The following is a 21045-nucleotide window of genomic DNA, read 5'->3' on the forward strand; positions in this document are numbered from 1 at the left end:
TTTGTCGAACCAGCGGCGCCTTAGCGCGCCGGCTTCTTCGGCGCAGCGATCAGGCCTTCGCGCTGGGCGCGCTTGCGGGCCAGCTTGCGGGCCCGACGCACGGCCTCCGCCTTCTGGCGAGCGCGCTTCTCGGAGGGCTTTTCGTAGTGCACGTGCCGCTTCATTTCGCGGAACGAGCCCTCACGCTGCATCTTCTTCTTGAGCGCCTTGAGGGCTTGGTCGACGTTGTTGTCGCGGACGAAAATCTGAACCAGGGGTCTCTCTCCTGTCGGTCGCTTCCCGCCCGGCCCCCATTGTCCCGGCTTGGGGCGGCGGCGAGCGATCAAAAACAGTTAGCTGCAAAAATCATGCGGCCCGGAGGCGGCGGCCTTCGGGTTTGAGCGCGGCGAGATACCAGAAGGCGGGGGCCATGTCCACGCCGAGACGCGGCAATCCGCACGCGCTAGGATGGATGCATGACCAAGGCCGCTGAAACCGGGAACGACTGGGCCGCCGGGGCCGAGCAGCAACTGCTCGACCGGGCGCTGAAGATGGCCCCCATCGAGGGCTGGACCTGGCGGATGACCCGCATGGCCGGCCGCGCGGAGGGCTTTTCCGAGGGCGAGACCGAGCTTCTGCTGCCGCACGGCCCCGCCGACCTGGCCGCCCTGCTCTCGCGCCGCCACGACCAGCGGGCGCTGGCGATGCTCGCCGAGGTCGATCCCGACGCCCTGAAGATCCGCGAGCGGATCGCCCGCGCGGTGGAAGCCCGCCTCGACGTCGCCGCCGCCGACGAGCCCGCCACCCGCCGCTGGGCCGGCCATCTCGCCCTGCCGCAGCACGCCGCCCAGGGCGCCCGGCTGGCCTGGGAGAGCGCCGACGCCCTCTGGCGCTGGGCCGGCGACGTCGCCACCGACGAGAACCACTATTCCAAGCGCGCCCTGCTGGCCGGCATCCTGACCGGCGCGCTGGCCGTGCGCATGGCCTCCGGCCGCGCCGAGGCCATGGCCTTCGTCGACCGCCGGATCGGCAACGTCATGGCGTTCGAGAAGTGGAAGGCCACGACCCGCCTGCGGCCCACCGATTTCGTCACCGGCGTCGCCAACGCGCTGGGGCGGATGCGCTACGGCGTTGCTCGCAACCCATAGTTCGTCATGGCCCGGCTTGTCCGGGCCACCCAGCCCAAGGCGCCAGCTCATCTGCTGAAGCAGGGCTTTGGGATGGATCACCCGCACAAGGCGGGTGATCACGAGTTCAGGACAGCGGCTTAACCCGGTTGATATGGCCCATCTTGCGGCCGGGCTTGGCGCCGCGCTTGCCGTAGAGGTGGAGGCGGGTTTCCGGCTCGGCGGCGTAGCGGGGCCAGGCGTCGACCTCCGCGCCCAGCAGGTTCAGCATCTCCACCCCGGCGATCGCCCGGGTGGGCCCCAGCGGCCAGCCGGCGACGGCGCGGATGTGCTGCTCGAACTGGTCGACCTCGCAGCCGTCCTGGGTCCAGTGGCCGGTGTTGTGCACCCGCGGCGCGATCTCGTTGACCAGCAGCCGGCCGTCCTTCAGCTCGAACAGCTCGACGCCGATCACCCCGACGTAGTCGAGGCCGGAGAGGATCTGGGCGGCAATCCGCTCGGCCTGGTCGGCCAGGGCGGTGGAGGCGGCGGCCGGGGCCAGGGACCGGCGCAGGATGCCGTCCTCGTGGTGGTTCTCGGCCAGCGGATAGACCGCGGTCGCGCCGTCGCGGCCGCGGGCGGCGATCACCGACAGCTCGCGCACGAAGTCGGCCGGCGCCTCGACGATCACCGGCCGGCCGCCCAGCGCGGCGAACACCTCGGCGGCCTTGTCCACGTGCTCGACCCAGCGCTGGCCCTTGCCGTCGTAGCCCTCGCGGCGGGTCTTCATCAGGCAGGGCGCGCCGATGCGGGCCACGGCCTCGGTCGCCTCGGCGGCGGTGGCGGCGGCGGCGAAGGCCACGGTGGCGACGCCATGGGCGTTGAGGAACGTCTTCTCCTCGACCCGGTCCTGGGCGACAGCCAGCACCCGCGCGCCGGGCGCGACCTCGACGCCCATCGCCGCCAGCTGGGCGACGGAGGCCGCCGGCACGTTCTCGAACTCGTAGGTGACGACCCCCGCCAGGCCGGCGAGCGCCTTCAGCGCCTCGGCGTCGTCGTAGGGGGCGACGATGGTGTGCGCGGCGATGCGGCCGGCCGGGGAGTCCGCCTCGCGCTCCAGCACCGCCACGTCGAAGCCCAGCCGGCTGGCGGCCTCCGCCAGCATGCGGCCGAGCTGCCCGCCGCCGAGGATGCCGATGGTGGAACCCGGGGCGAGGGGTAGGCTGACCATGGGACCGCTCAAGCGTCTTCGACGGTTTCCGCCACCGAGGCGGTCTGTCGGGCGGTGAAGGCGGCGAGCCGGCCGGCCAGCGCCTCGTCGGAGAGCGCCAGGATCTTGGCGGCCATCAGGCCGGCGTTCTTGGCCCCGGGTTCGCCGATCGCCAGGGTGCCGACCGGGATGCCGGCCGGCATCTGGACGATGGACAGCAGGGAATCCATGCCCTTCAGGGCCTTGGACTCGATCGGCACGCCCAGGACCGGCAGCTCGGTGAGCGAGGCGGTCATGCCCGGCAGGTGGGCGGCCCCGCCAGCGGCGGCGATGATCACCTTGACGCCGGCGGCCTTGGCGCCCTTGGCGAAGGCGTACATCCGGTCGGGGGTGCGGTGCGCCGAGACCACCTTGGCCTCGAACGGCACGCCCAGGGCCTCAAGCATCTCGGCGGCATGGCGCAGGACCGGCCAGTCGGAGCGGCTGCCCATGATGATGGCGACGGGCGCGGCGGCGGCGCTCATGTGATTTGCAATCCCCGAAAGGCCCTTGCCCGGAAGGGCGCGGAGTATAGGCGCCGCCTTTGCGCCCGCAACCAAGATGGGTAGATTCCTTTAAGTCCCTGTCGTCCTTGATTCTCTAAGGCCAGGCTTTCGCACGATGAAGATCACCGGCGCGCGCAATGAGCCCTTTTCGGCCATGCGCAAGCGCGCCCTGACCCAGGCCGGCGCCCAGGCGCGGCCGGCGACGACGTCCGCCGATCCGGTGGCCTTCCTGGGCCTGGACGAGACCGATCTGACGCCGGCGGTGCAGGGCGCGGTGCAGACCCTGCTCACCGAGATCGACGACCTGCGCACCGAGGTCGGGCGGCTGAAGGCGCGGCTCTCCGAGACCGAAGGGCTGGCCGATCGCGACGCCCTGACGCCGCTGCTCAACCGCCGCGCCCTGATCCGCGAGCTTGGCCGCATCCGCACCTTCGCCCAGCGCTACGGGGCCGCCGCCAGCCTGGTCTATTTCGACCTCGACGGGCTGAAGAGCGTCAACGACCGCTTCGGCCACGCCGCCGGCGACGCGGCCCTGAAGGCCGTGGCCGAGCGGCTGGCGGCCAACGTGCGCGAGTCCGACGTGGTCGGCCGCATGGGCGGCGACGAGTTCGCGGTGATCCTGGTGCAGGCGGACCGCGCGGTGGCGGAAGCCAAGGCCGAGGTCCTGGTCCGCGCCATCGAGCGCGAGCCGATGCGGTTCGGCGACTGGTCCGCGCCCCTGCACGTCTCCTTCGGGGTCTGCGAGATCACCCAGGACGCCGAGCCGGAAGAGATCGTCGCCCGCGCCGACCAGGCCATGTACGCCCGCAAGCGCGAGCGCCGCGCCGGCTCCTAGGGCCTCAGGCGATGATGTCGGGGGTCAGCTGGTCCTCGATCCGCACGATCTCGTCCTTCAGCGCCAGCTTCTTGCGCTTCAGCCGGCCGATCAGCAGCATGTCCGGCAGCGGCGACAGCGCGATCGCCTGGACGGCGGCGTCGAGGTCGGCGTGGTCCTGGCGCAGCTCCGCCAGCCGGGCCTGCAACACCTCGTCCGAGGGGTCGTCCTGATCGTTCATATGCGGGGCGATCCTAGTCGAAGGCGGCGGCGAGGGCGGCGAGGGCCTGATCCGGCGCCGGCCGGCCCCAGGCGGCGGAGGCGGCCTTCAGCGCCTGCAGCGCTGCGGTCCCGCCGCGGGCGTCCGGCGCCAGCGCCTCCAGGGTCTCCATCAGCACCCGCTCGGCGCGCAGCTCGGCGGCCTTGACGTCGTCCCGCAGGCCTTCCCGCGCGCCGTCGTCCACCGGCGGCGCGGCGGCCTTCAGCGTCCGGCGTACGGTGCGCAGCGGCGCCAGCACCGCGCCCTCCCAGGCGCGCGCCACCGCGGCCGCCTGCTCGAGCAGGGCCGGGTCCCCGGCTTCCGCCCACACCGCCCAGAGCAGGAACGAGGTGTTCTGGCCGTGCGCGTCCTGCAGCGCCAGGCAGGCCTCCGGCACGCCGGGGCGGCCGTAGACGGCCAGCGTCCAATCCCAGAGCGACATAACGCTACGCGTCTCCCTTGAGCGGACCGACGTCCTCGCCCCACCGCTTAACGGGTTTCCACGACAGTCCGAAGAGGTCCAGCGCCCGGCCGACCGACTGGTCGACCATCTCCTCCAGGCTGGCGGGCTTCGCATAGAAGGCCGGCAGCGGCGGGGCGATCACCGCCCCCATCTCGGCCAGCCGCACCATGGTACGCAGGTGGCCCAGGTGCAGCGGCGTCTCGCGGACCATCAGCACCAGGGTGCGGCGCTCCTTCAGGACGACATCGGCGGCGCGGGTCAGCAGGGAGGAGGTCACGCCGGTGGCGATCTCGCTCATGGTGCGCACCGAACAGGGCGCCACGATCATCCCCAAGGTCTGGAAGGAGCCGGAGGCGATCGCCGCGCCGACGTCGCTCACCTTGTGGGTGACATCGGCGCGCGCCTGCACGTCGGCCACCGACAGCTCGGTCTCCTGCGCCAGGGTCAGCGCCGCCGAGCGGCTCATCACCAGATGGCTCTCGACCCCGAGCTCGCGGCAGGCGTCCAGCGCCCGCAGGCCATAGGCCACGCCGGAGGCCCCGGAGAGGCCGACCACCAGTCTCGGACGCTCAACTTTTGACATGCGGAAGGTCCCAAACGCCTGGAGTCAGGCCGCCGATCCAGCTTCGCCGTCTGCAAACATATGTGATCTGACAGCGCCGCGCAGCGGGTGTTCACTTTGCAGCTGTCCAACGAGGAGACGTATCGTCATGGCCGTGGAAGCCCGGATCCGTGAACTTGGATCTCGCCACCAGTCTCTCGAACAAGCCATTCAAGACGAACTGCGTAGGCCCGCCGCCGACGACATCAGACTAAAAGAACTCAAGCGACAGAAGCTCAGGCTCAAGGAGGAGATGGAGAGCCTGCGCGGACAGATGCACTAGCTCTCCATTCACGACCTAGTCCTCGGCGTGCTCCGCTTCGTCGTCGAACGCGGGCTCGTCGTGGATGTCGTCGTCGCCGACCGCGACCTCGTCTTCATAGGCCCCGGCTTCCGAAGCCGGGCGCAGCGTCGGGCCCTCGGGCTCGGTCACGCCGCGGCGGGCGTCGTCCTTCGCCTTCTTGTCGGCCGCCTTGCGCACCACCGCGTCCAGCTCCAGCTGGGTGGCGAGGCCGAGCGTCACCGGATCGACCGGCTTGATGTTGGCCGAGTTCCAGTGCGTGCGGTTGCGCACCTGGTCGATGGTGGCCTTGGTGGTGCCGAGGATGCGGGCCAGCTGGCTGTCGGGCACTTCCGGGTGGTTGCGCAGGAACCAGGCGATGGCGTCCGGTCGGTCCTGGCGGCGCGACACCGGGGTGTAGCGCGGCGCCTTCTTCACCGGCTTCAGCAGCTCGGCGTGGCGGCTCTTCTGCGCCTTCATGCGGTAGGCGGGGTTGTTCTGGGCGGCGTCCAGCTCCTCGCGGGACAGCTGGCCGTTGGCGATCGGGTCGGCGCCGCGGATGTCGCGCGCCACTTCGCCGTCGGCGATGCCCTTCACTTCCAGCGGATGCAGGCCGCAGAAGTCGGCGATCTGCTCGAAGGTCAGCGAGGTGTTGTCCACGAGCCAGACGGCGGTCGCCTTCGGCATCAGGATGTCGGTCGTCATAGCAGTTTTCCGGTTCCGGAAATGAAGGCGCCCGGCCTTTCGGCCGGGCGGTGTGAAGTCTTCATATAGGCCGGTTCCGCCGAACAGGAAACGGGATTATGGCCGCAGGGGCGCCGTCCGGCGGCGGCTCATTGCACGAAAATCCACCCCGGCGTCAGAGATGACAGCTGCACGCCCACCAGGATCAACTGGTCGCTCGGGACCCCGGCCATGGTCACCACGGTGTCGGCGCCCACCTGGGCGACCGAGTAGGAGAAGCCCGCGTCGAGCTGCACCCGGTCGCCCTCGGCCTGGTTGAAATCGAGCACCCGGTCGATCCCGGCCCCGGCGAAGCTGTGGAAGATGTCCGCGCCCGGACCGCCGGTGATGGTGTCGTTGCCGCGGTCGCCGGACAGCCAGTCATTGCCGGCGCCGCCGTAGAGGACGTCGTTATCCTGGCCGCCGCGGATGATCTCGTTCCCCGAGCCGCCGTTCAGCGTGTCGTTTCCGATGTTGCCGTAGAGGATGTCGTCGCTGGCGTGGGAAGTGATCAGGTCGTTGCCCTGGCCGCCGACCAGCCAGTCGCCGCCGCCGGAGCCGCCGTCGATGACGTCGTCGCCCTTGTTGCCGTTGATGTTGTCGAACCCCGCGCCGCCGAAGATCGTGTCGGCGCCGTCGTCGCCCCACAGGAGGTTCGCGCCATTGCCGCCGATGATGGAGTCCGCGCCGGCGCCGCCATGGATGTCGTTGCCGGCGGCGTTGCCGGTGATCTTGTCCGACCCCGAGCCGCCGACCGCGTTCTCGATGCTCACGCCCTGGGCGATGGCGACGTTGCCGGTCAGTCCGCCGACATCCGAGAAGGAGCCGGCCCGCAGGTCGATCACCTGGGTGTTGGCGTAGCCGGAGAAGTCGAAGGTGTCGTTGCCGCCCGCGTCCCAGACCGCGAACACCAGCTTCTGGCCGCTGTAGCTGGCCGCGAACCACGGCTCGTCGGCGGTGGAATGGAAGCCGTACACCGTGTCGCCGGTGCGGGTGCTCATGTTCGGGCCGTATTCGAGCTGCGCGGCGGCGATGTCGTCGATCAGCGGCGCGGCGGAATACTGGCCGCCGAAATTGGCCCCGGTGTTCGCCTCGCTGAAGTAGCTCATCACCGTGTACTGGCGGGAATCCTCGTAATAGGTCGCGTCGGTCGCATAGGTGAGGGTGGCGTCCGCCGAGGCGTTGTAGTCGGACGGGTGCGCCAGGCCGATCGCGTGGCCCAGCTCGTGGACCAGCACCTGGCCGCCATAGTTCCCCACCATGGGATTGGCGTTGTAGCTGAAGGTCGAATTGATCCACACGTCGCCGGACGACGAGGCGGCGGACCGCGAGCCCGGATACATGCCGAACGCCGCCGAGCCGGAAACGCCGGTGGTGTAGTCGCCGAGCAGGATGGTGGCGTTGTCGGAATAGGCTCCCTCGCCGCTGGTCCCGGATCCCACGCGCACGAAGGTGATGTTGGCCACGTCCGACCAGGCCTTCAGGGCGAGCTCGGCCTGGGTGATCTGCGCGGCGTTGAACCGCGCGAAGCCGCCGGCGTCCTCCGGCATGGTGGTCGGGGCGTCCGCCCGATAGGCGTAGGTCACCACCGCCGGGGTGTGCAACGCCGCCGACCAGCCCGGATCGCCGCGGACGATCTGGTTGGCGGCTTGGTCGATGGTGTAGCTGGTCTTGCCGCCCACCACCGCGCCATCGCGGGCGTCGGCGTTCAGGTAGAACTGCGGCTGGCCCGCGTCGCCCGCCAGCGTCATCGCCGGCGCGGGCTCGCCCGGATAGGGGTCCCAGTCGCCGGCCGGCGGCGCGACGGGGTCGAGGCTCCCGGCGCCCGTAAAACGGGTGTCGAGCTCCAGCATGGGATAGGATTCGAGCGGCATATCAGAACTCTACCTCAGTCCATCCCCTTCAAATTCTTAAGGGAACGATGGTTTTTCAGCAATGCGCGAACTTGTGACGCAACCGCGCAGGCTGAAGACGACTGCACGCCGTGGTTTCATCCCCGGCGCGGGGGCGACATGCTGACGCACACCGCCCGGCTAGGCCGCGGAGGCACGATCAGCGGCCACGCCTGTCAGCCGTTTTAGGGTCTCGGCGTCGAAGGGCGCTGCGCTTTTGATATCGTTGTCGAAATAAACGTAGGCGTCCCTGCCGTTCGCTCGCCAGGCGGCGATGCGGTCGGCCCAGGCCTGCAGCTCGGCCTCTGGGTAACGGCCGTGGTAGCGCCCGCCCGGACCGTGCCCGCGGACGTAGACGAAGGAGGCGGTGACCTCCCAGGGCGAGGGCGCGGAATGATGGTCGGAGATGCAGAGCGCCGCATCGTGGTCGGCGAGGATGCGGAACACCGCCGGGTCGTACCAGCTGTCGTGGCGGAACTCGACGGTGTGGCGCCCGCCCTTCGGCAGCAGCGCCAGGAAGGCCGCCAGCCGCTCGTCGTTGCGCCGCAGCTGCGGCGGCAGCTGGGTCAGCGCCGGTCCCTGCTTGGCGCCCAGCGGCGCCATGCGCCCGAACACCAGGGCGACGGAGTCCGCGCAGTCCTTGAGCTTCTTGTTGTGGGTGATGAAGCGGCTGACCTTCCAGGCGAACACGAAGCCCGCCGGCGCCCGACGCGCCCAGCCCTCGACCATGGCCTCCGACGGCAGGCGGTAGAAGCTGGCGTTGATCTCCGAGGTGTCGAAGCGGCTGGCGTAGTACTCCAGCCGCTCGCGGTCCTTGGTCCCGGGCGGGTAGAAGGGGCCGGTCCAGTCCTTGTAGGTCCAGCCCGAGCAGCCGATGCGCAGCGCGGTCATCCCCGCGGGAATGCCCCGGGCCGGCGGGCGGTTGCCTAGAGCGGAACGCGGCCGACGATCTTCAGGCCGTAGCCGCCGGAGCCCGGCAGCACGGTCGTGGACGAGGTCAGCAGCAGCATGTCGCGGACCCCGAGGTCCAGCAGGATCTGCGCGCCGACGCCGTAGTCGCGCAGCACGTTGGCGGTCTGGCTGGCGTCCGGCTGGCCGTAGCGCTGCGACAGCCAGGCCGGGTCGGAGTCGCGGATGAACACCGCCACGCCGGCGCCCTCGTAGTCGGCGATCGCCTGCAGCGCCCGGGGCACATAGTCCCGCCGCGCCTCCACATGGCCCAGCATGTCGGCGGCCATGTCCACCCGATGCATCCGCACCAGGGTCGGCTTGTCCGGGTCGATGCGGCCCTTGGTCAGCACCACGTGCTCGGTGCGGTCGATCACGTTGCGGTAGATGACCATCCGGAAGCGGCCGCCATAGGCGCTGTCGAACGGCGTCTCCAGCACCCGCTCCACCTGCCGCTCGGTGCGGCGGCGGTAGGCGATCAGGTCGGCGATGGTGCCGATCTTCAGCCCGTGCAACTGGGCGAAGGCGACCAGGTCCGGAAGCCGGGCCATAGACCCGTCGTCCTTCATGATCTCGCAGATCACCCCGGCGGGGTTGAGGCCGGCCATCCGCGAGATGTCCACGGCCGCCTCGGTGTGGCCGGCGCGGACCAGCACGCCGCCGTCCTTGGCCACCAGCGGAAAGACGTGGCCGGGCGAGACGATGTCGTCCGGTCCCTTGGTAGGGTCGACGGCGACGGCGACGGTGTGGGCGCGGTCGTGGGCGGAGATGCCGGTGGTGACCCCCTCGCGCGCCTCGATCGAGACGGTGAAGGCGGTGCCGTGGCCGGACTGGTTGTCGGTGGCCATCGGCGGCAGGCGCAGCGCCCGCGCCCGCTCGGCGGTGATCGACAGGCAGATCAGGCCGCGGGCATGCTTGGCCATGAAGTTGATCTGTTCGGGGGTGGCGAACTGCGCCGGGATGATGACGTCGCCCTCGTTCTCCCGGTCCTCGGCGTCCACCAGGATGTAGGGGCGGCCGTTGCGGGCGTCCTCGATGATCTCCTCGATGGGGGAGATGGCCGAGGTGACGGCGTCGGGGTCGGCGCCACCGTTGGCGGGGGGGACCAGGTAGGGGCGCTTCATGAGCCGGCTCGCATGTTGGCGAAGTCCATCACCTGCTCGGCGACGGTCGAGAGCTGCCAGGCGTCCTTGGCCTCGCGGCACGCGCCCGCCTGGTCGAACAGGCCGGAGCTCGCGTTCAGGGCCGCGCCGAACGGCGTCGGCCAGCCCCGCATGGCATGTATGATCGCCCGCAGCGACATCAAGGCGGTGCCCACCGCCTGCCAGCCGTCGGCGATGATGATCGCGCCCACCGCCTTGCCCTGGAAATAGGGCGCGGCGTCGGCGCGGGTCAGCTCCAGAGTGTCCAGGGCGTTCTTCACCACGCCCGAGATCGAGCCGTGATAGCCGGGCGAGGCGATGATCACCCCGTCGGCGGAGCGCACCGCGTCGGCCAGCACCTGCTGGGCCTCGACGATGTCCCCGTCGCGGGGATCGAAGATCGGCAGGGTCGCCAGAAAGGCCCCGCCCAGCAGCAGGGTCTCGGCGCCCGCCGCCTCTGCGGCGCGCAGGCTGCAGGCCAGCGCCGTCTCGGTGGTCGACCCGGGGCGGATGGTCCCGCCGATGCCGACGATCAAGGGGCGCTTGGCGCTCATGCGGCCGCGGTCTCGTCGGCGAACACCTTCTTCAGCTCGGTCTTGAGGATCTTGCCGTTGGCGTTGCGCGGCAGGGTCTCGGGCCAGAAGGCGACCTTCACCGGGACCTTGAAGCCGGCCAGGCGCTCGCGGACCCAGGCCCTGAGCTCGGCCTCCGTCGCCGTTCCGCCGGGTTTCAGGTGCACCACCGCCGCCGGTTCCTCGCCAAGGGTCTTGTGCGGCACGCCGACGATCGCGGCGTCCATCACGTCCGGGTGGTCGTAAAGCACGTTCTCCACCTCGACGCAGTAGATGTTCTCGCCGCCGCGGATCAGCATGTCCTTGGCCCGGTCGATGATGAACAGGAAGCCTTCCTCGTCCAGCCGCGCCAGATCGCCGGTCCGCAGCCAGCCGTCCACGAAGGTCTCGGCGGTGGCCTCCGGCTTGTTCCAATAGCCCTTCACGACCTGAGGGCCCTTGACCCACAGCTCACCGACCGCGCCGGGCGGCAGGACGGTCACCCCGTCCGCAGGATCGCGGATCTGCATCTCGCCCACCGGCGCGGCGGGGCCGGCGCTGTCGGGGCGGTTCTCATAGTCCTTGCCCAGGTGGGAGGTGAAGGTGGCGGTGGTCTCGGTCATCCCCCAGCCGTTGCCCGGCTGCGAGCCCGGGAACACCTCGGCGATCTTGCGCACCAGCTCCGGCGCCGACGGCGCGCCGCCGTAGGTCACCGCCACCAGCGAGGAGAGGTCGTACCTGCTGCGCGCCGGATGCTCGATCAGCTGCCAGGCGATGGTCGGCACCCCGCCGGTGGAGTTGACCTTCTCGCGCTCGATCAGCCGCATGGCCGGCTCGGCGTCCCAGCGCCGCATCAGCACGATCTTGCCGCCGGAATTGAGGGTCGGCGACAGGGTGGCGGAAAGGCCGGTGGCATGGAACAGCGGCACCACCAGCAGGGTGGTCCGCTGCGGCAGCTTGTGCGGATCGCTCTCCGGCAGCGGCTGGCCGGCGCGCAGGAAGTTCCGCGCCGCCGAAACCCCGCTCGCCCCGATGTTCGAGGTCATGTTCCGGTGGGTGCCGAGCGCGCCCTTCGGCTTTCCCGTGGTGCCGGAGGTATAGAGGATGGTGGCGTCGTCCTCCGGCCCCAGCGGCACGTCGGGCAGGGGCCGCTCGGGGAGCGCCGCCCAGCCGGCCACCGGGCCGATCACGTCGTCCAGCCGCCGCACGCGCGGATCGGCCGTCTCGTCCTTCAGCCGCGCGACGTAGACCCGCTCCAGGTCCGGCAGGCTGTCGAAATGCTCGGCGATCCGCCCCAGCCGCTCGTCGTCCACGAAGGCGACCTTGGCCCCGGAGTCGGCCAGGCCGTACTGCAGCTCCGCCCCGGTCCACCAGGCGTTCAGCGGGGTGACGATGGCGCCGGTCAGCACGCCGGCGAAGAAGGCCACCGGCCATTCCGGCAGGTTGCGCATGATCACCGCCACCCGGTCGCCCTTCCTCACCCCGTCGGCGACCAGCTGGTGGGCGAGCGTCAGCGTGGCGCGGGCGAAGGCCTCGTAGGTGGCGCGGTCGTCGTCGTAGACGATGAACTCGCGGTCCTTGAAGGCGCGGCCGTTGATGAAGACGTCGCGCAGGGTCGGCGGGGCATGCTTCCACACCCGGGTCGGGATCCCGCGGATTACCGCCTCCTCGATCTCGAAGCGCCCGCCCGGCGCCGTCAGCCGGCGGTGGGCCTCGGCGATGGACATGACCGGCCAGGCGTCGCTCATCTCAGACCGCCTCGGCCTTGGCCGCGTCGCGCCGGCCGCCGCGGGCGGCGTAGGCCTCCCGCAGCTCGCCCAGCTCCTTGGCGTAGCGCTTCTCCGCCTCCTCGCGCAGGCGCGGGATGTGGTAGCCGGGGAAGAGGTCGTTGTCGGGCCGGTAGTCCTTCAGCACCTGCTTGGCGACGGTGACCTTGTGCACCTCGGTCGGTCCGTCGGCGATGCCCATGACCAGGCTCGAGGTCACCATGTGCATGAACGGCATCTCGTTGGAGACGCCCAGCGCGCCGTGCAGGTGCGCGGCCTTGGTGGCGATGTCGTGGTAGACCTTGGGCATCGCCACCTTGATGGCGGCGATGTCCTTGCGGACCTTCTGGTAGTCCTTGTGCTTGTCGATCAGCCAGGCGGTGCGCAGCACCAGCAGGCGGAACATCTCCAGCTGGATCCAGCTGTCGGCGATCTGCTCCTGGACCATCTGCAGGTCAGCGAGGCGGCCGTCGCGGGTGGTGCGGCTGACCGCGCGGCGGCACATCAGGTCGAGCGCGTTCTTGCAGGCCCCGACCGTGCGCATGGCGTGGTGCACGCGTCCGCCGCCCAGCCGCACCTGGGCGATGATGAAGGCGGCGCCGCGCTCCCCCAGCAGGGCGTCGTAGGGCAGGCGGACGTCGGTGTAGCGGACGTAGCCCTCGTTGCCGCCGCCGATCTCGCCGCCGCCGCCGACCGCCACGTTGCGGATGATCTCCACGCCCGGGGTGTCGGTGGGCACCAGGAAGATCGAGGTGCGCCGGTAGGGGTCCTTGGCGTCGGGGTCGGTCACCGCATAGAGCACCAGGACCTTGGAATAGCGGGCGTTGGTGGAGAACCACTTCTCGCCGTTGATCACCCATTCGTCGCCGTCCAGCACCGCGCGGGTCTTGAAGGTCAGCGGGTCGGAGCCGCCGGTGGGCTCGGACATAGAGAAGGCCGAGCGGATGTCGCCGTTCAGCAGCGGCCACAGCCAGCGCGTCTTCTGCGCCTCGGTGCCGTAGTGGGCGATGATCTCGGCGTTGCCGGAGTCGGGCGCCTGGCAGCCGAACACCGTCGGGGCCAGCCCATTGCGGCCCAGCTTCTCGTTCATCAGCGCGAGCTTCACCTGGCCGAAGCCCTGGCCGCCGAGCTCGGGGCCCAGGTGGCAGGCCCACAGGCCCTGGTCCTTCACCTTCTGCTGCAGCGGTCGGATGAATTTCTCGCGGCCCAAGGAGCCGTGCACGGCCATGCCCAGGTGGGAGAGCGGCTCGACCTCCTCGCGCATGAACGCTTCGATCCAGTCCAGCTTCGTCTGGAACTCGGGGTCGGTCTCGAAATCCCAGGCCATGCGGTCCTCCCATGCCTCGTCGACGAGGTCGTCTTTCGTAATAGCGGTACGAGCACGCCCCGTCCGGGACGCCGCAAGCATTATCAAACGGCTGTTGGAACCCTGCAACGGCGGTTGTGGCGCGGCGATGGCCCAGGCAAAAAGATCGGCAGGCCCAGAGGCTGCGGCCACGGAGACGCACGGATGAGCAAGGCCAAGTCGTTGGGGTTCTCGCGCGAACGCCTGCAGCGGATCGACCGCTTCATCCAGGACCGCTACATCGCGCCCGGCCGCCTGCCCTGCGCCCAGGTGCTGGTGGCCCGCAAGGGCGAGGTGGTCCACCAGACGCTGCTGGGCCAGCAGGACCCCGAACGCGGCGTTCCGCTCGCCGAGGACACGGTCTTCCGCATCTATTCGATGACCAAGCCGGTGACCTGCGTCGCCCTGATGACCCTGGTCGAGGAGGGATTGATCGCCCTCGACGATCCGGTCGCCCGGCACATCCCGGAGTGGAAGAACCTCGGCGTGTTCGCCGCCGGCCTGGAAGGCGCGTTCATGTCGACGCCGCCGGCCCGGCCGATGCAGGTGGTGGACCTGATGCGCCACACCTCGGGCCTGACCTACGGCTTCCAGAACCGCACCAACGTCGACGCCGCCTACCGCAAGCTGAAGCTCGAGGACTTCGACACCGGCGACCTCGACGCCATGGTCGCCACGCTGGCGAACATCCCGCTGGAGTTCTCGCCCGGCGAGGCCTGGAACTACTCGGTGTCCACCGATGTGGTCGGCTACCTGGTGCAGAAGATCGCCGGCAAGCCGCTCGACCAGGTGTTCCAGGAGCGGATCTTCGGGCCGCTGAACATGGCCGACACCGGCTTCGTCGTGCGCGAGGACCAGAAGGCGCGGTTCGCCGCCTGCTACTCCGCCACGCCCCAAGGCGGGCTGAAGCTGCAGGACGATCCGCAGGCCAGCCCCTATCTGGCGGCGCCGAAGCTGCTCTCCGGCGGCGGCGGCCTGGTGTCGACCGCGGCCGACTACCTGCGCTTCGCCAACATGCTGGTGAACGGCGGCGAGCTGGACGGCGCGCGGATCCTGGCGCCCAAGACCCTGCGGCTGATGGCCTCGAACCACCTGCCCGGCGGCGCCGACCTGACGCAGATGTCGCGCTCGCTGTTCTCGGAGAGCACCAACGCCGGGATCGGCTTCGGGCTCGGCTTCGCGGTGGTGTTCGATCCGCCCAAGACCCTGATCCCCTGCAGCCAGGGCGAGTTCTACTGGGGCGGCATGGCCTCGACCGCCTTCTGGGTCGACCCGGCCGAGAAGGTCACGGTGGTGTTCATGACCCAGCTGATCCCGTCGTCCACCTATCCTATTCGGCGGGAGCTTCGGACCTTGGTCTACTCGGCGCTGATGGAGAGCCAAGCCTAGCGCTTTCGCCGTCGGTGACCGCCTCGCTCTCGTCCATCATGGGCGGCCCGAGCCCGGTGTCGGGGGCGTCGGCGCTGGGGGTGACCTTGAGCATGCGGCCCTTGCGCCAGCCGCCCCACAGGAAGTAGCCGGCCGCCAGCAGGCAGGTGGTGGCGCTGCCGACCGGGAAGCTGATCCAGATCGCGTCGGCGCCCAGGTGCGGGGTCAGCACGCTGGCCAGCGGCACCCGCACGCCCCACAGCGAGATGATCATCGCCAGCAACGGCGGCCAGACCGCGCCGGTGGCCCGCACGATGCCGGAGAAGATGAACGCCACCCCGAACGGGATGAAGCCCCAGAGCACATACGAGTTGATGTGCACCGCGATCGGCAGCGACGGGCTCGCCCCCGGCAGGAAGGCCCTCAGCACCCAGGGGTCGGCCAGGTAGATCACCAGCACCGGCAGGCCGGTGAACAGCACCGCATAGCCGGCGCCGATCCAGGCCACCCGCTCGACCCGGTCCATCCGGCCGGCGCCGACGTTCTGCGCGGCCATGGAGGAGACCGCCGCGCCGAGCGCCATGGCCGGCATCTGCACATAGGTCCACAGCTGCGTCGCCGCGCCGTAGGCCGCCGAGGTGTGCACCCCGTAGCGGTTGACGAAGCTCATCATGGTCACCGCCGCCAGGCTGATGACGATCATCTGGAAGCCCATCGGCAGGCCCTTCAGGACCAGCGTGCGGATGATGCCGAAGTCGGGGATCAGCAGCCGCCATTCGCCGGGCCGCAGCACCAGGATCGAATTGGAGCGGTAGAGGTGGACCAGCATCGCCCCCAGGGTGAGGGTCTGGGCGACCAGGGTGGAGGTGGCCGAGCCGGCGATCCCCAGCCTCGGGAACGGTCCGAAGCCGGTGATCAGCATCGGGTTGAGCACCACGTCGAGGCCGACCACCATCAGCGAGAAGTAGAACGGCGTGCGCGAATCCCCGGTCGCCCGCTGGGCCATCATGGTGAAGCTGAAGAAGTAGACGAACGGCATGGCCGCGAAGATCACCCGCAGGTAGGCGATGGCGTCGGCGCGGGCGTCGGCAGGCGTGCCCATGGCGTCGAGGATGTGCGGGGTCAGCGCTGCGCCGGCGACCCCGACCGCCAGCGACAGCACGATGAAGAAGGTCGTGCAGCTGCCGACCACCTTCTTGGCCAGCGCCCGGTCGTTCGCGCCGATCGCCTGGCCGATCATGATGTTGGCGGCCATCGAGACGCCGAACACCGCGCCCAGCATCAGGAAGAAGATCTGGTTGGCGTTGGAGATGGCGGTCAGCGCCGCCTCGCCCAGGATGTGGCTGACCCAGACGGCGTTGGCCGAGCCGTTCAGCGACTGCAGGATGTTGGAGCCCAGCACCGGCAGGGCGAAGGTGATCAGTGTCTTGCCGATCGGGCCGGTGGTCAGGTCCGCGCCGCCGCGCCGGCCGGCGACGCCGCCGGGGACCGGGCCCGGGCGGCTCGCAGCGGTGTCGTTCCTGGCTGCCAAGACCCCGGTTCCCCATGCGCGTCGGCGCGTCTTCCCGGCCGAGACAGGCGATCACGGCGGATAGGAAAGCCGGGCTGACTCAGGGGGATTGCGGAGCACAGTACGACCCGCCGTGCGCCCGCTTCAACCCTTTCGCCGCGGCGTCACGGTCTTGAGCGCTCGCCATTTCGTTGTAAGAGGGCGCGGGGACGAGTGGGTTTTTCGCGGCTTTACGGGCCGCCGGGTTAGAAAGACGGCATGAAGATCCTGATTACGGGCGGGGCCGGATTCATCGGATCGGCTGTGGTGCGCAGGGCCGTCGCCGACGGCCACGCGGTCGTGAACCTCGACGCCCTGACCTATTCGGCCAACCTCGACAACGTCGCCGGCGTGGCGTCGAGCCCGCTCTACGCCTTCGAGCAGGCCGACATCTGCGACGCGGGCAAGGTCGCGGCGATCTTCGCGCGCCACCAGCCGGACGCGGTGATGCACCTGGCCGCGGAGTCCCACAACGACCGCGCCATCGAGGGGCCGCTGGACTTCGTGCGCACCAATGTCATGGGCACGGCGGTGCTGCTGGAAGCCGCCCGCGCGCACTGGAACGGCCTGCCGGCCGACAGGAAGGCGGTTTTCCGCTTCCACCACGTCTCCACCGACGAGGTGTTCGGGGCGCTCGGCGAGGACGGCCAGTTCACCGAGGACACGCCCTACGACCCCAACTCGCCCTATTCGGCGTCCAAGGCCGGCGCCGACCACCTGGTGCGCGCCTGGGGCCGCACGTTTGGCCTGCCGGTGGTGCTGACCAACTGCGCCAACAACTACGGCCCGTTCCAATTCCCCGAGAAGCTGATCCCGACGGTGATTTCCCGGGCCCTGGAGGGCAAGTCGATCCCGGTCTACGGCGACGGCCGCCAGGTCCGCGACTGGCTGCACGTGGACGACCACGCCGAGGCGCTGCTGCTGGTGCTGCAGAAGGGCCGCCGCGACCAGACCTACTGCATCGGCGGCGACTCCACGAAACGCAACATCGAGGTCATCCGCATGCTCTGCGAGCACCTCGACCGCTTCGCCCCCGCCAACACCGCCCACGCCGAGAAGATCACCTTCGTCGCCGACCGTCCGGGCCACGACTTCCGCTACTCGATCGACGCCTCCAAGCTGAAGGCCGAGCTGGGCTGGGAGCCGCGGATGCCGCTGCTGGAAGGGCTGGAGGACACCGTTCGCTGGTACGTCGAGAACGCCGACTGGGTGGACGGCATCCGCCAGCGCGGCTTTCACTCCGAGCGGCTGGGGCTGGTGAAGGCATGAGCGTCCGCATCCTGCAGTTCGGAACCACCGGCCAGGTCGCCCGCGAGCTGCTGCGCCAGGCGCCGTCCTACGATCTGGCGATCACCGCCCTGTCGCGGGCCGAGGTCGACTTCGCCGATCCGGAGGCCGCCGCCGCCGCCGTCGAGCAGGCGCGGCCGGAGCTGGTGATCGTCGCCGCCGCCTATACCGCCGTCGACCAGGCGGAGACCGACCGCGAGCTCGCCTACACTGTCAACGCCGAGACCCCCGCCGCCATCGCCCAGGCCGCCGCCCGCGCCGGCGCGGCCGTGGTCCACTTCTCCACCGACTATGTGTTCGCCGGCGACAAGCCCGAGCCCTACCGCGAGGACGACCCCACCGGCCCGCTCAGCGTCTATGGCGCCACCAAGCTGGCCGGCGAGCTCGCCGTCGTCGCCAGCTGCCCCCGCGCCCTGGTGCTGCGGACCTCGTGGGTGGTGTCGGCGCACGGCCGCAACTTCGTGAAGACCATGCTGCGCCTGGCCCGCGAGGGGCAGCCGTTGCGCGTCGTCGACGACCAGTTCGGCCGCCCGACCGCGGCCGCCGACCTCGCCGGCTTCGTCCTCAGCCAGGCCCCGCGCCTGGCCGGGACGCCTTCCGGGGGCCCGGTCTTCGGCGTGCATCACTTCGCCAACGCCGGCGAGACCAGCTGGCGCGGCTTCGCCCAAGGGGTGCTCGCACTCGCCATGGGGCCCGCCGCCCCGCAGGTCGCTCCGATCGCCACCGCCGAGCGCCCGGCTCCGGCCCGGCGTCCGCTGCGCGGCACGCTCGACACCGGCAAGCTGGAGCGCACCTTCGGCGTCACGCCGCGGCCGTGGCGCGACGCCGTCGCCGAGATCGTCGCCGAGCTCGCCGCCCAGCCGCAGGCGTCCGCGGCATGAGGCGCGGCATCATCCTGGCCGGCGGCTCCGGCACCCGGCTGCACCCGCTGACGCTGGCGGTCTCCAAGCAGCTGCTGCCGGTCTACGACAAGCCGATGATCTACTATCCGCTGTCGGTCCTGCTGCTGGCCGGCGTGCGCGAGATCCTGATCATCACCACGCCGGAGGACCAGCTGTCGTTCAAGCGGCTGCTCGGCGACGGCTCGCAGATCGGGGTGCGGTTCGAATACGTCGTGCAGCCGAGTCCCGGCGGCCTCGCCGAGGCCTACCTGCTGGGCGAGGACTTCGTGGGCGGCGAGCCCAGCGTGATGATCCTCGGCGACAACATCTTCTTCGGCCAGAACTTCGGCCAGATGCTGCGCTCGGCCGGCGCGCGGGAGGGCGGCGCCACCGTCTTCGGCTATCCGGTCCAGGACCCCGAGCGCTACGGCGTGGTGGAGCTGGGCGCCGACGGCCGTGCGATCGGCATCGAGGAGAAGCCGATCGCGCCCAAGTCCAACTATGCGGTGACCGGGCTCTATTTCTACGACGGCCGGGCCAGCGAGATGGCCCGCACCCTGTCGCGCTCGGCACGCGGCGAGCTGGAGATCACCGCGCTGAACCAGCTCTACCTGGAGGCCGGCGACCTGCACGTGGAGCTGCTCGGCCGCGGCTTCGCCTGGGAGGACGCCGGCACCCACGACAGCCTGATCCAGGCCGGGGAGCTGATCCGCACCTTCGAGCAGCGCCAGGGCCTGCGCATCGGCTGCATCGAGGAGATCGCCTTCCGCCAGGGCTGGATCGACGCCCAGCAGCTGGCGTCGATCGGCGCGGCCCAGGCCAAGAGCGAGTACGGCCAGTACCTGCGCCAGCTCGCTGAGCGGCCGATGGCGACCGAGGACCCTGGGGAGTAGCCGGCCCCAGACAGAGCCGACCCTAGGCGACCGCCAGCCGGCTCTTGGTCCGTCCGTAGGCCAGGTAGACCCCCACCCCGAGCGCGTTCCAGGCGAAGAACAGCACCTTGGTGATGTCCGCCAGGCTCCAGAACAGATAGAGGCAGCCGGCCACGGCCAGCGGGCCCACCAGCCACCAGAGCGGGGTCCTGAACGGCCGCGGCAGCTCCGGCCGCTGGCGGCGCAGGACCATCATGGCGATGGCGGTGGCGATGAAGGCGGCCAGGGTTCCGGCGTTGGCCACCTCGGCGATGAACTTCAGCGGCAGGAAGCCGGCCATCAGCGCCGCGCAGATCCCGGTCATCAGGGTGACCGGCGCCGGCACGCCGCGGCGGTTCACCGCCGACAGGCCGCGCGGCAGCAGGCCGTCCCGCGACATGGCGAAGAACACCCGGCTCTGGCCGAACATGAAGGCCATGATCACCGTCGGCAGGGCGATCACCGCCGCCGCGGCGATCAGCACCGAGGCCAGCGGATGGCCCATCTCCCGCAGGATGAAGGCCAGCGGCTCGCCGCTCTTGGCGAAGACGTTGAACGGCGAGGCGCCCAGGGCCGCGGCGGCGACGATCATGTAGATGACTGCGCAGGCCAGCATCGAGCCGACGATCCCGATGGTCAGGTCGCGCGAGGGGTTCTTGGCCTCCTCCGCCGCCGTGGAGATGGCGTCGAAGCCGTAGAAGGCGAAGAAGATCACCGCCGCCGCCGCCATCACCCCGCGCTTCACCCCGTCCGGGTCGACGTGGGCGTTGAAGCCGTAGGGCATGAACGGGTGGAAGTGGCTGGGATCGAACCCCGGCAGGGTCAGGGCGACGAACGCCACCAGCGCCACCACCTTGAAGATCACCAGGTAGAAGTTGACCGTCGCGCTCTCCCGCGTGCCGACCAGCAGCATGCCGGTGACCACCAGCGTGATCGCCACCGCCGGCAGGTTCACCAGCCCCGCAGGCTCCCCCCAGGGTCCGGCGGCCAGCGCCGCCGGCAGGCCCCAGCCGTGGCTGACCAGGAAGCCCTGCGCATAGCCCGACCAGCCCACCGCCACGGTGGAGCAGACCACGGTGTATTCGAGGATCAGGCTCCAGCCGATGATCCAGCCGACCAGCTCGCCCATGCCCGCGTAGGAATAGGTGTAGGCCGAGCCCGCCTGCGGCATCAGCGTCGCCATCTCCGCATAGCAGAGGGCGGCGAAGGCGCAGACCGCGCCGGCGATGGCGAACGACAGGATGACGGCCGGCCCGGCCTGGCCCGCGCCCACCCCGATCAGGGTGTAGATGCCGGTGCCGATGATCGCGCCGACGCCGAGCGCCACCAGGTGCGGCCAGCTCAGGGTCTGGCGCAGGTGGTGGCTGCCCTCGGACCGGGCTTCGGCCTCGACGGGCTTACGGCGCGTGACGAAACTCATGGAGG

The 21045-nt window shown here is 70.3% G+C and carries 22 protein-coding genes; 7 read left to right on the forward strand and 15 right to left on the reverse strand.

Annotated features, from left to right (window positions below; all coding sequences use genetic code 11):
• Nucleotides 1–20: 20 nt before the first annotated feature.
• On the reverse strand, nt 21–254 hold the full coding sequence (gene rpsU, locus DJ021_RS05075) for a 30S ribosomal protein S21 (RefSeq protein ID WP_091735317.1): 234 nt from the start codon (nt 252–254) through the stop codon (nt 21–23).
• Nucleotides 255–455: 201 nt separating this feature from the next.
• On the opposite strand from rpsU, the gene DJ021_RS05080 reads away from it, so the two are divergent.
• Nucleotides 456–1127: a COQ9 family protein gene (locus DJ021_RS05080; protein ID WP_111456509.1), complete on the forward strand. Its 672-nt coding sequence runs from the start codon at nt 456–458 to the stop codon at nt 1125–1127.
• 106 nt (nt 1128–1233) lie between these two features.
• On the opposite strand, the gene DJ021_RS05085 is transcribed toward DJ021_RS05080, so the two are convergent.
• Nucleotides 1234–2316 carry a 5-(carboxyamino)imidazole ribonucleotide synthase gene (locus tag DJ021_RS05085; RefSeq protein ID WP_111456510.1) on the reverse strand — a complete coding sequence of 361 codons (1083 nt, stop codon included), beginning with the start codon at nt 2314–2316 and terminating at the stop codon, nt 1234–1236.
• 8 nt (nt 2317–2324) lie between these two features.
• Entirely contained in the window at nt 2325–2819 is a 495-nt protein-coding gene (gene purE, locus DJ021_RS05090; protein WP_111456511.1) for a 5-(carboxyamino)imidazole ribonucleotide mutase, read from the reverse strand.
• Between the two features lie 136 nt (nt 2820–2955).
• Here purE and DJ021_RS05095 point away from each other — a divergent pair, with 136 nt between their 5' ends.
• Nucleotides 2956–3675, forward strand: coding sequence for a GGDEF domain-containing protein (locus DJ021_RS05095; RefSeq protein WP_111456512.1), 720 nt, complete (start codon nt 2956–2958; stop codon nt 3673–3675).
• A 4-nt stretch (nt 3676–3679) separates the two neighbouring features.
• On the opposite strand, the gene DJ021_RS05100 is transcribed toward DJ021_RS05095, so the two are convergent.
• The 3 genes from DJ021_RS05100 to DJ021_RS05110 are packed head-to-tail and all read right to left on the reverse strand — an operon-like array spanning nt 3680 to nt 4959.
• A complete protein-coding gene (locus tag DJ021_RS05100; RefSeq protein ID WP_111456513.1) occupies nt 3680–3895 on the reverse strand; it encodes a YdcH family protein in 216 nt (71 codons plus the stop codon).
• Nucleotides 3896–3908: 13 nt separating this feature from the next.
• Nucleotides 3909–4355, reverse strand: coding sequence for a TIGR02444 family protein (locus tag DJ021_RS05105; protein ID WP_111456514.1), 447 nt, complete (start codon nt 4353–4355; stop codon nt 3909–3911).
• A gap of 4 nt (nt 4356–4359) precedes the next feature.
• Nucleotides 4360–4959 carry a UbiX family flavin prenyltransferase gene (locus DJ021_RS05110; RefSeq protein ID WP_111456515.1) on the reverse strand — a complete coding sequence of 200 codons (600 nt, stop codon included), beginning with the start codon at nt 4957–4959 and terminating at the stop codon, nt 4360–4362.
• 127 nt (nt 4960–5086) lie between these two features.
• Here DJ021_RS05110 and DJ021_RS05115 point away from each other — a divergent pair, with 127 nt between their 5' ends.
• Nucleotides 5087–5260, forward strand: a complete 174-nt coding sequence (locus DJ021_RS05115; protein ID WP_111456516.1) for a YdcH family protein — start codon at nt 5087–5089, stop codon at nt 5258–5260.
• 15 nt (nt 5261–5275) lie between these two features.
• On the opposite strand, the gene DJ021_RS05120 is transcribed toward DJ021_RS05115, so the two are convergent.
• The 7 genes from DJ021_RS05120 to DJ021_RS05150 form a co-directional block, all read right to left on the reverse strand.
• On the reverse strand, nt 5276–5962 hold the full coding sequence (locus DJ021_RS05120; RefSeq protein WP_111456517.1) for a DUF1013 domain-containing protein: 687 nt from the start codon (nt 5960–5962) through the stop codon (nt 5276–5278).
• A 128-nt stretch (nt 5963–6090) separates the two neighbouring features.
• Entirely contained in the window at nt 6091–7854 is a 1764-nt protein-coding gene (locus DJ021_RS19270; protein WP_111456518.1) for a M10 family metallopeptidase C-terminal domain-containing protein, read from the reverse strand.
• Nucleotides 7855–8013: 159 nt separating this feature from the next.
• Nucleotides 8014–8763 (reverse strand): DUF72 domain-containing protein, encoded by a 750-nt coding sequence (locus DJ021_RS05130; RefSeq protein ID WP_111456519.1) that lies wholly within the window; start codon nt 8761–8763, stop codon nt 8014–8016.
• Between the two features lie 35 nt (nt 8764–8798).
• On the reverse strand, nt 8799–9944 hold the full coding sequence (gene ribB / locus DJ021_RS05135; protein ID WP_111456520.1) for a 3,4-dihydroxy-2-butanone-4-phosphate synthase: 1146 nt from the start codon (nt 9942–9944) through the stop codon (nt 8799–8801).
• A complete protein-coding gene (locus DJ021_RS05140) occupies nt 9941–10516 on the reverse strand; it encodes an NADPH-dependent FMN reductase (protein WP_111456521.1) in 576 nt (191 codons plus the stop codon). The genes ribB and DJ021_RS05140 overlap by 4 nt, the downstream gene beginning before the upstream one ends.
• On the reverse strand, nt 10513–12261 hold the full coding sequence (locus tag DJ021_RS05145; RefSeq protein ID WP_111456522.1) for a class I adenylate-forming enzyme family protein: 1749 nt from the start codon (nt 12259–12261) through the stop codon (nt 10513–10515). The genes DJ021_RS05140 and DJ021_RS05145 overlap by 4 nt, the downstream gene beginning before the upstream one ends.
• Before the next feature lies 1 nt (nt 12262).
• Entirely contained in the window at nt 12263–13606 is a 1344-nt protein-coding gene (locus DJ021_RS05150; protein WP_111456523.1) for an acyl-CoA dehydrogenase family protein, read from the reverse strand.
• A gap of 183 nt (nt 13607–13789) precedes the next feature.
• On the opposite strand from DJ021_RS05150, the gene DJ021_RS05155 reads away from it, so the two are divergent.
• On the forward strand, nt 13790–15013 hold the full coding sequence (locus tag DJ021_RS05155) for a serine hydrolase domain-containing protein (protein WP_111456524.1): 1224 nt from the start codon (nt 13790–13792) through the stop codon (nt 15011–15013).
• On the opposite strand, the gene DJ021_RS05160 is transcribed toward DJ021_RS05155, so the two are convergent.
• Complete coding sequence (locus DJ021_RS05160) at nt 14955–16523, reverse strand: MATE family efflux transporter (RefSeq protein ID WP_111456525.1); 1569 nt, start codon at nt 16521–16523, stop codon at nt 14955–14957. The genes DJ021_RS05155 and DJ021_RS05160 overlap by 59 nt on opposite strands.
• A 237-nt stretch (nt 16524–16760) precedes the next feature.
• Here DJ021_RS05160 and rfbB point away from each other — a divergent pair, with 237 nt between their 5' ends.
• Genes rfbB through rfbA form a run of 3 tightly spaced genes read left to right on the forward strand, consistent with a single transcriptional unit; the run spans nt 16761 to nt 19602 of the window.
• Nucleotides 16761–17810 carry a dTDP-glucose 4,6-dehydratase gene (gene rfbB / locus DJ021_RS05165; RefSeq protein ID WP_111456526.1) on the forward strand — a complete coding sequence of 350 codons (1050 nt, stop codon included), beginning with the start codon at nt 16761–16763 and terminating at the stop codon, nt 17808–17810.
• Complete coding sequence (gene rfbD / locus DJ021_RS05170; RefSeq protein WP_111456527.1) at nt 17807–18709, forward strand: dTDP-4-dehydrorhamnose reductase; 903 nt, start codon at nt 17807–17809, stop codon at nt 18707–18709. The genes rfbB and rfbD overlap by 4 nt, the downstream gene beginning before the upstream one ends.
• A complete protein-coding gene (gene rfbA / locus DJ021_RS05175; RefSeq protein WP_111456528.1) occupies nt 18706–19602 on the forward strand; it encodes a glucose-1-phosphate thymidylyltransferase RfbA in 897 nt (298 codons plus the stop codon). The genes rfbD and rfbA overlap by 4 nt, the downstream gene beginning before the upstream one ends.
• Before the next feature lie 22 nt (nt 19603–19624).
• Here the strand turns inward: rfbA and DJ021_RS05180 are convergent, their stop codons facing one another.
• Nucleotides 19625–21040: an amino acid permease gene (locus tag DJ021_RS05180; protein ID WP_111456529.1), complete on the reverse strand. Its 1416-nt coding sequence runs from the start codon at nt 21038–21040 to the stop codon at nt 19625–19627.
• Nucleotides 21041–21045 lie beyond the last annotated feature (5 nt).

Origin of the sequence: Phenylobacterium hankyongense, assembly GCF_003254505.1 — a bacterium.
Taxonomy (GTDB): Bacteria; Pseudomonadota; Alphaproteobacteria; order Caulobacterales; family Caulobacteraceae; genus Phenylobacterium; species Phenylobacterium hankyongense.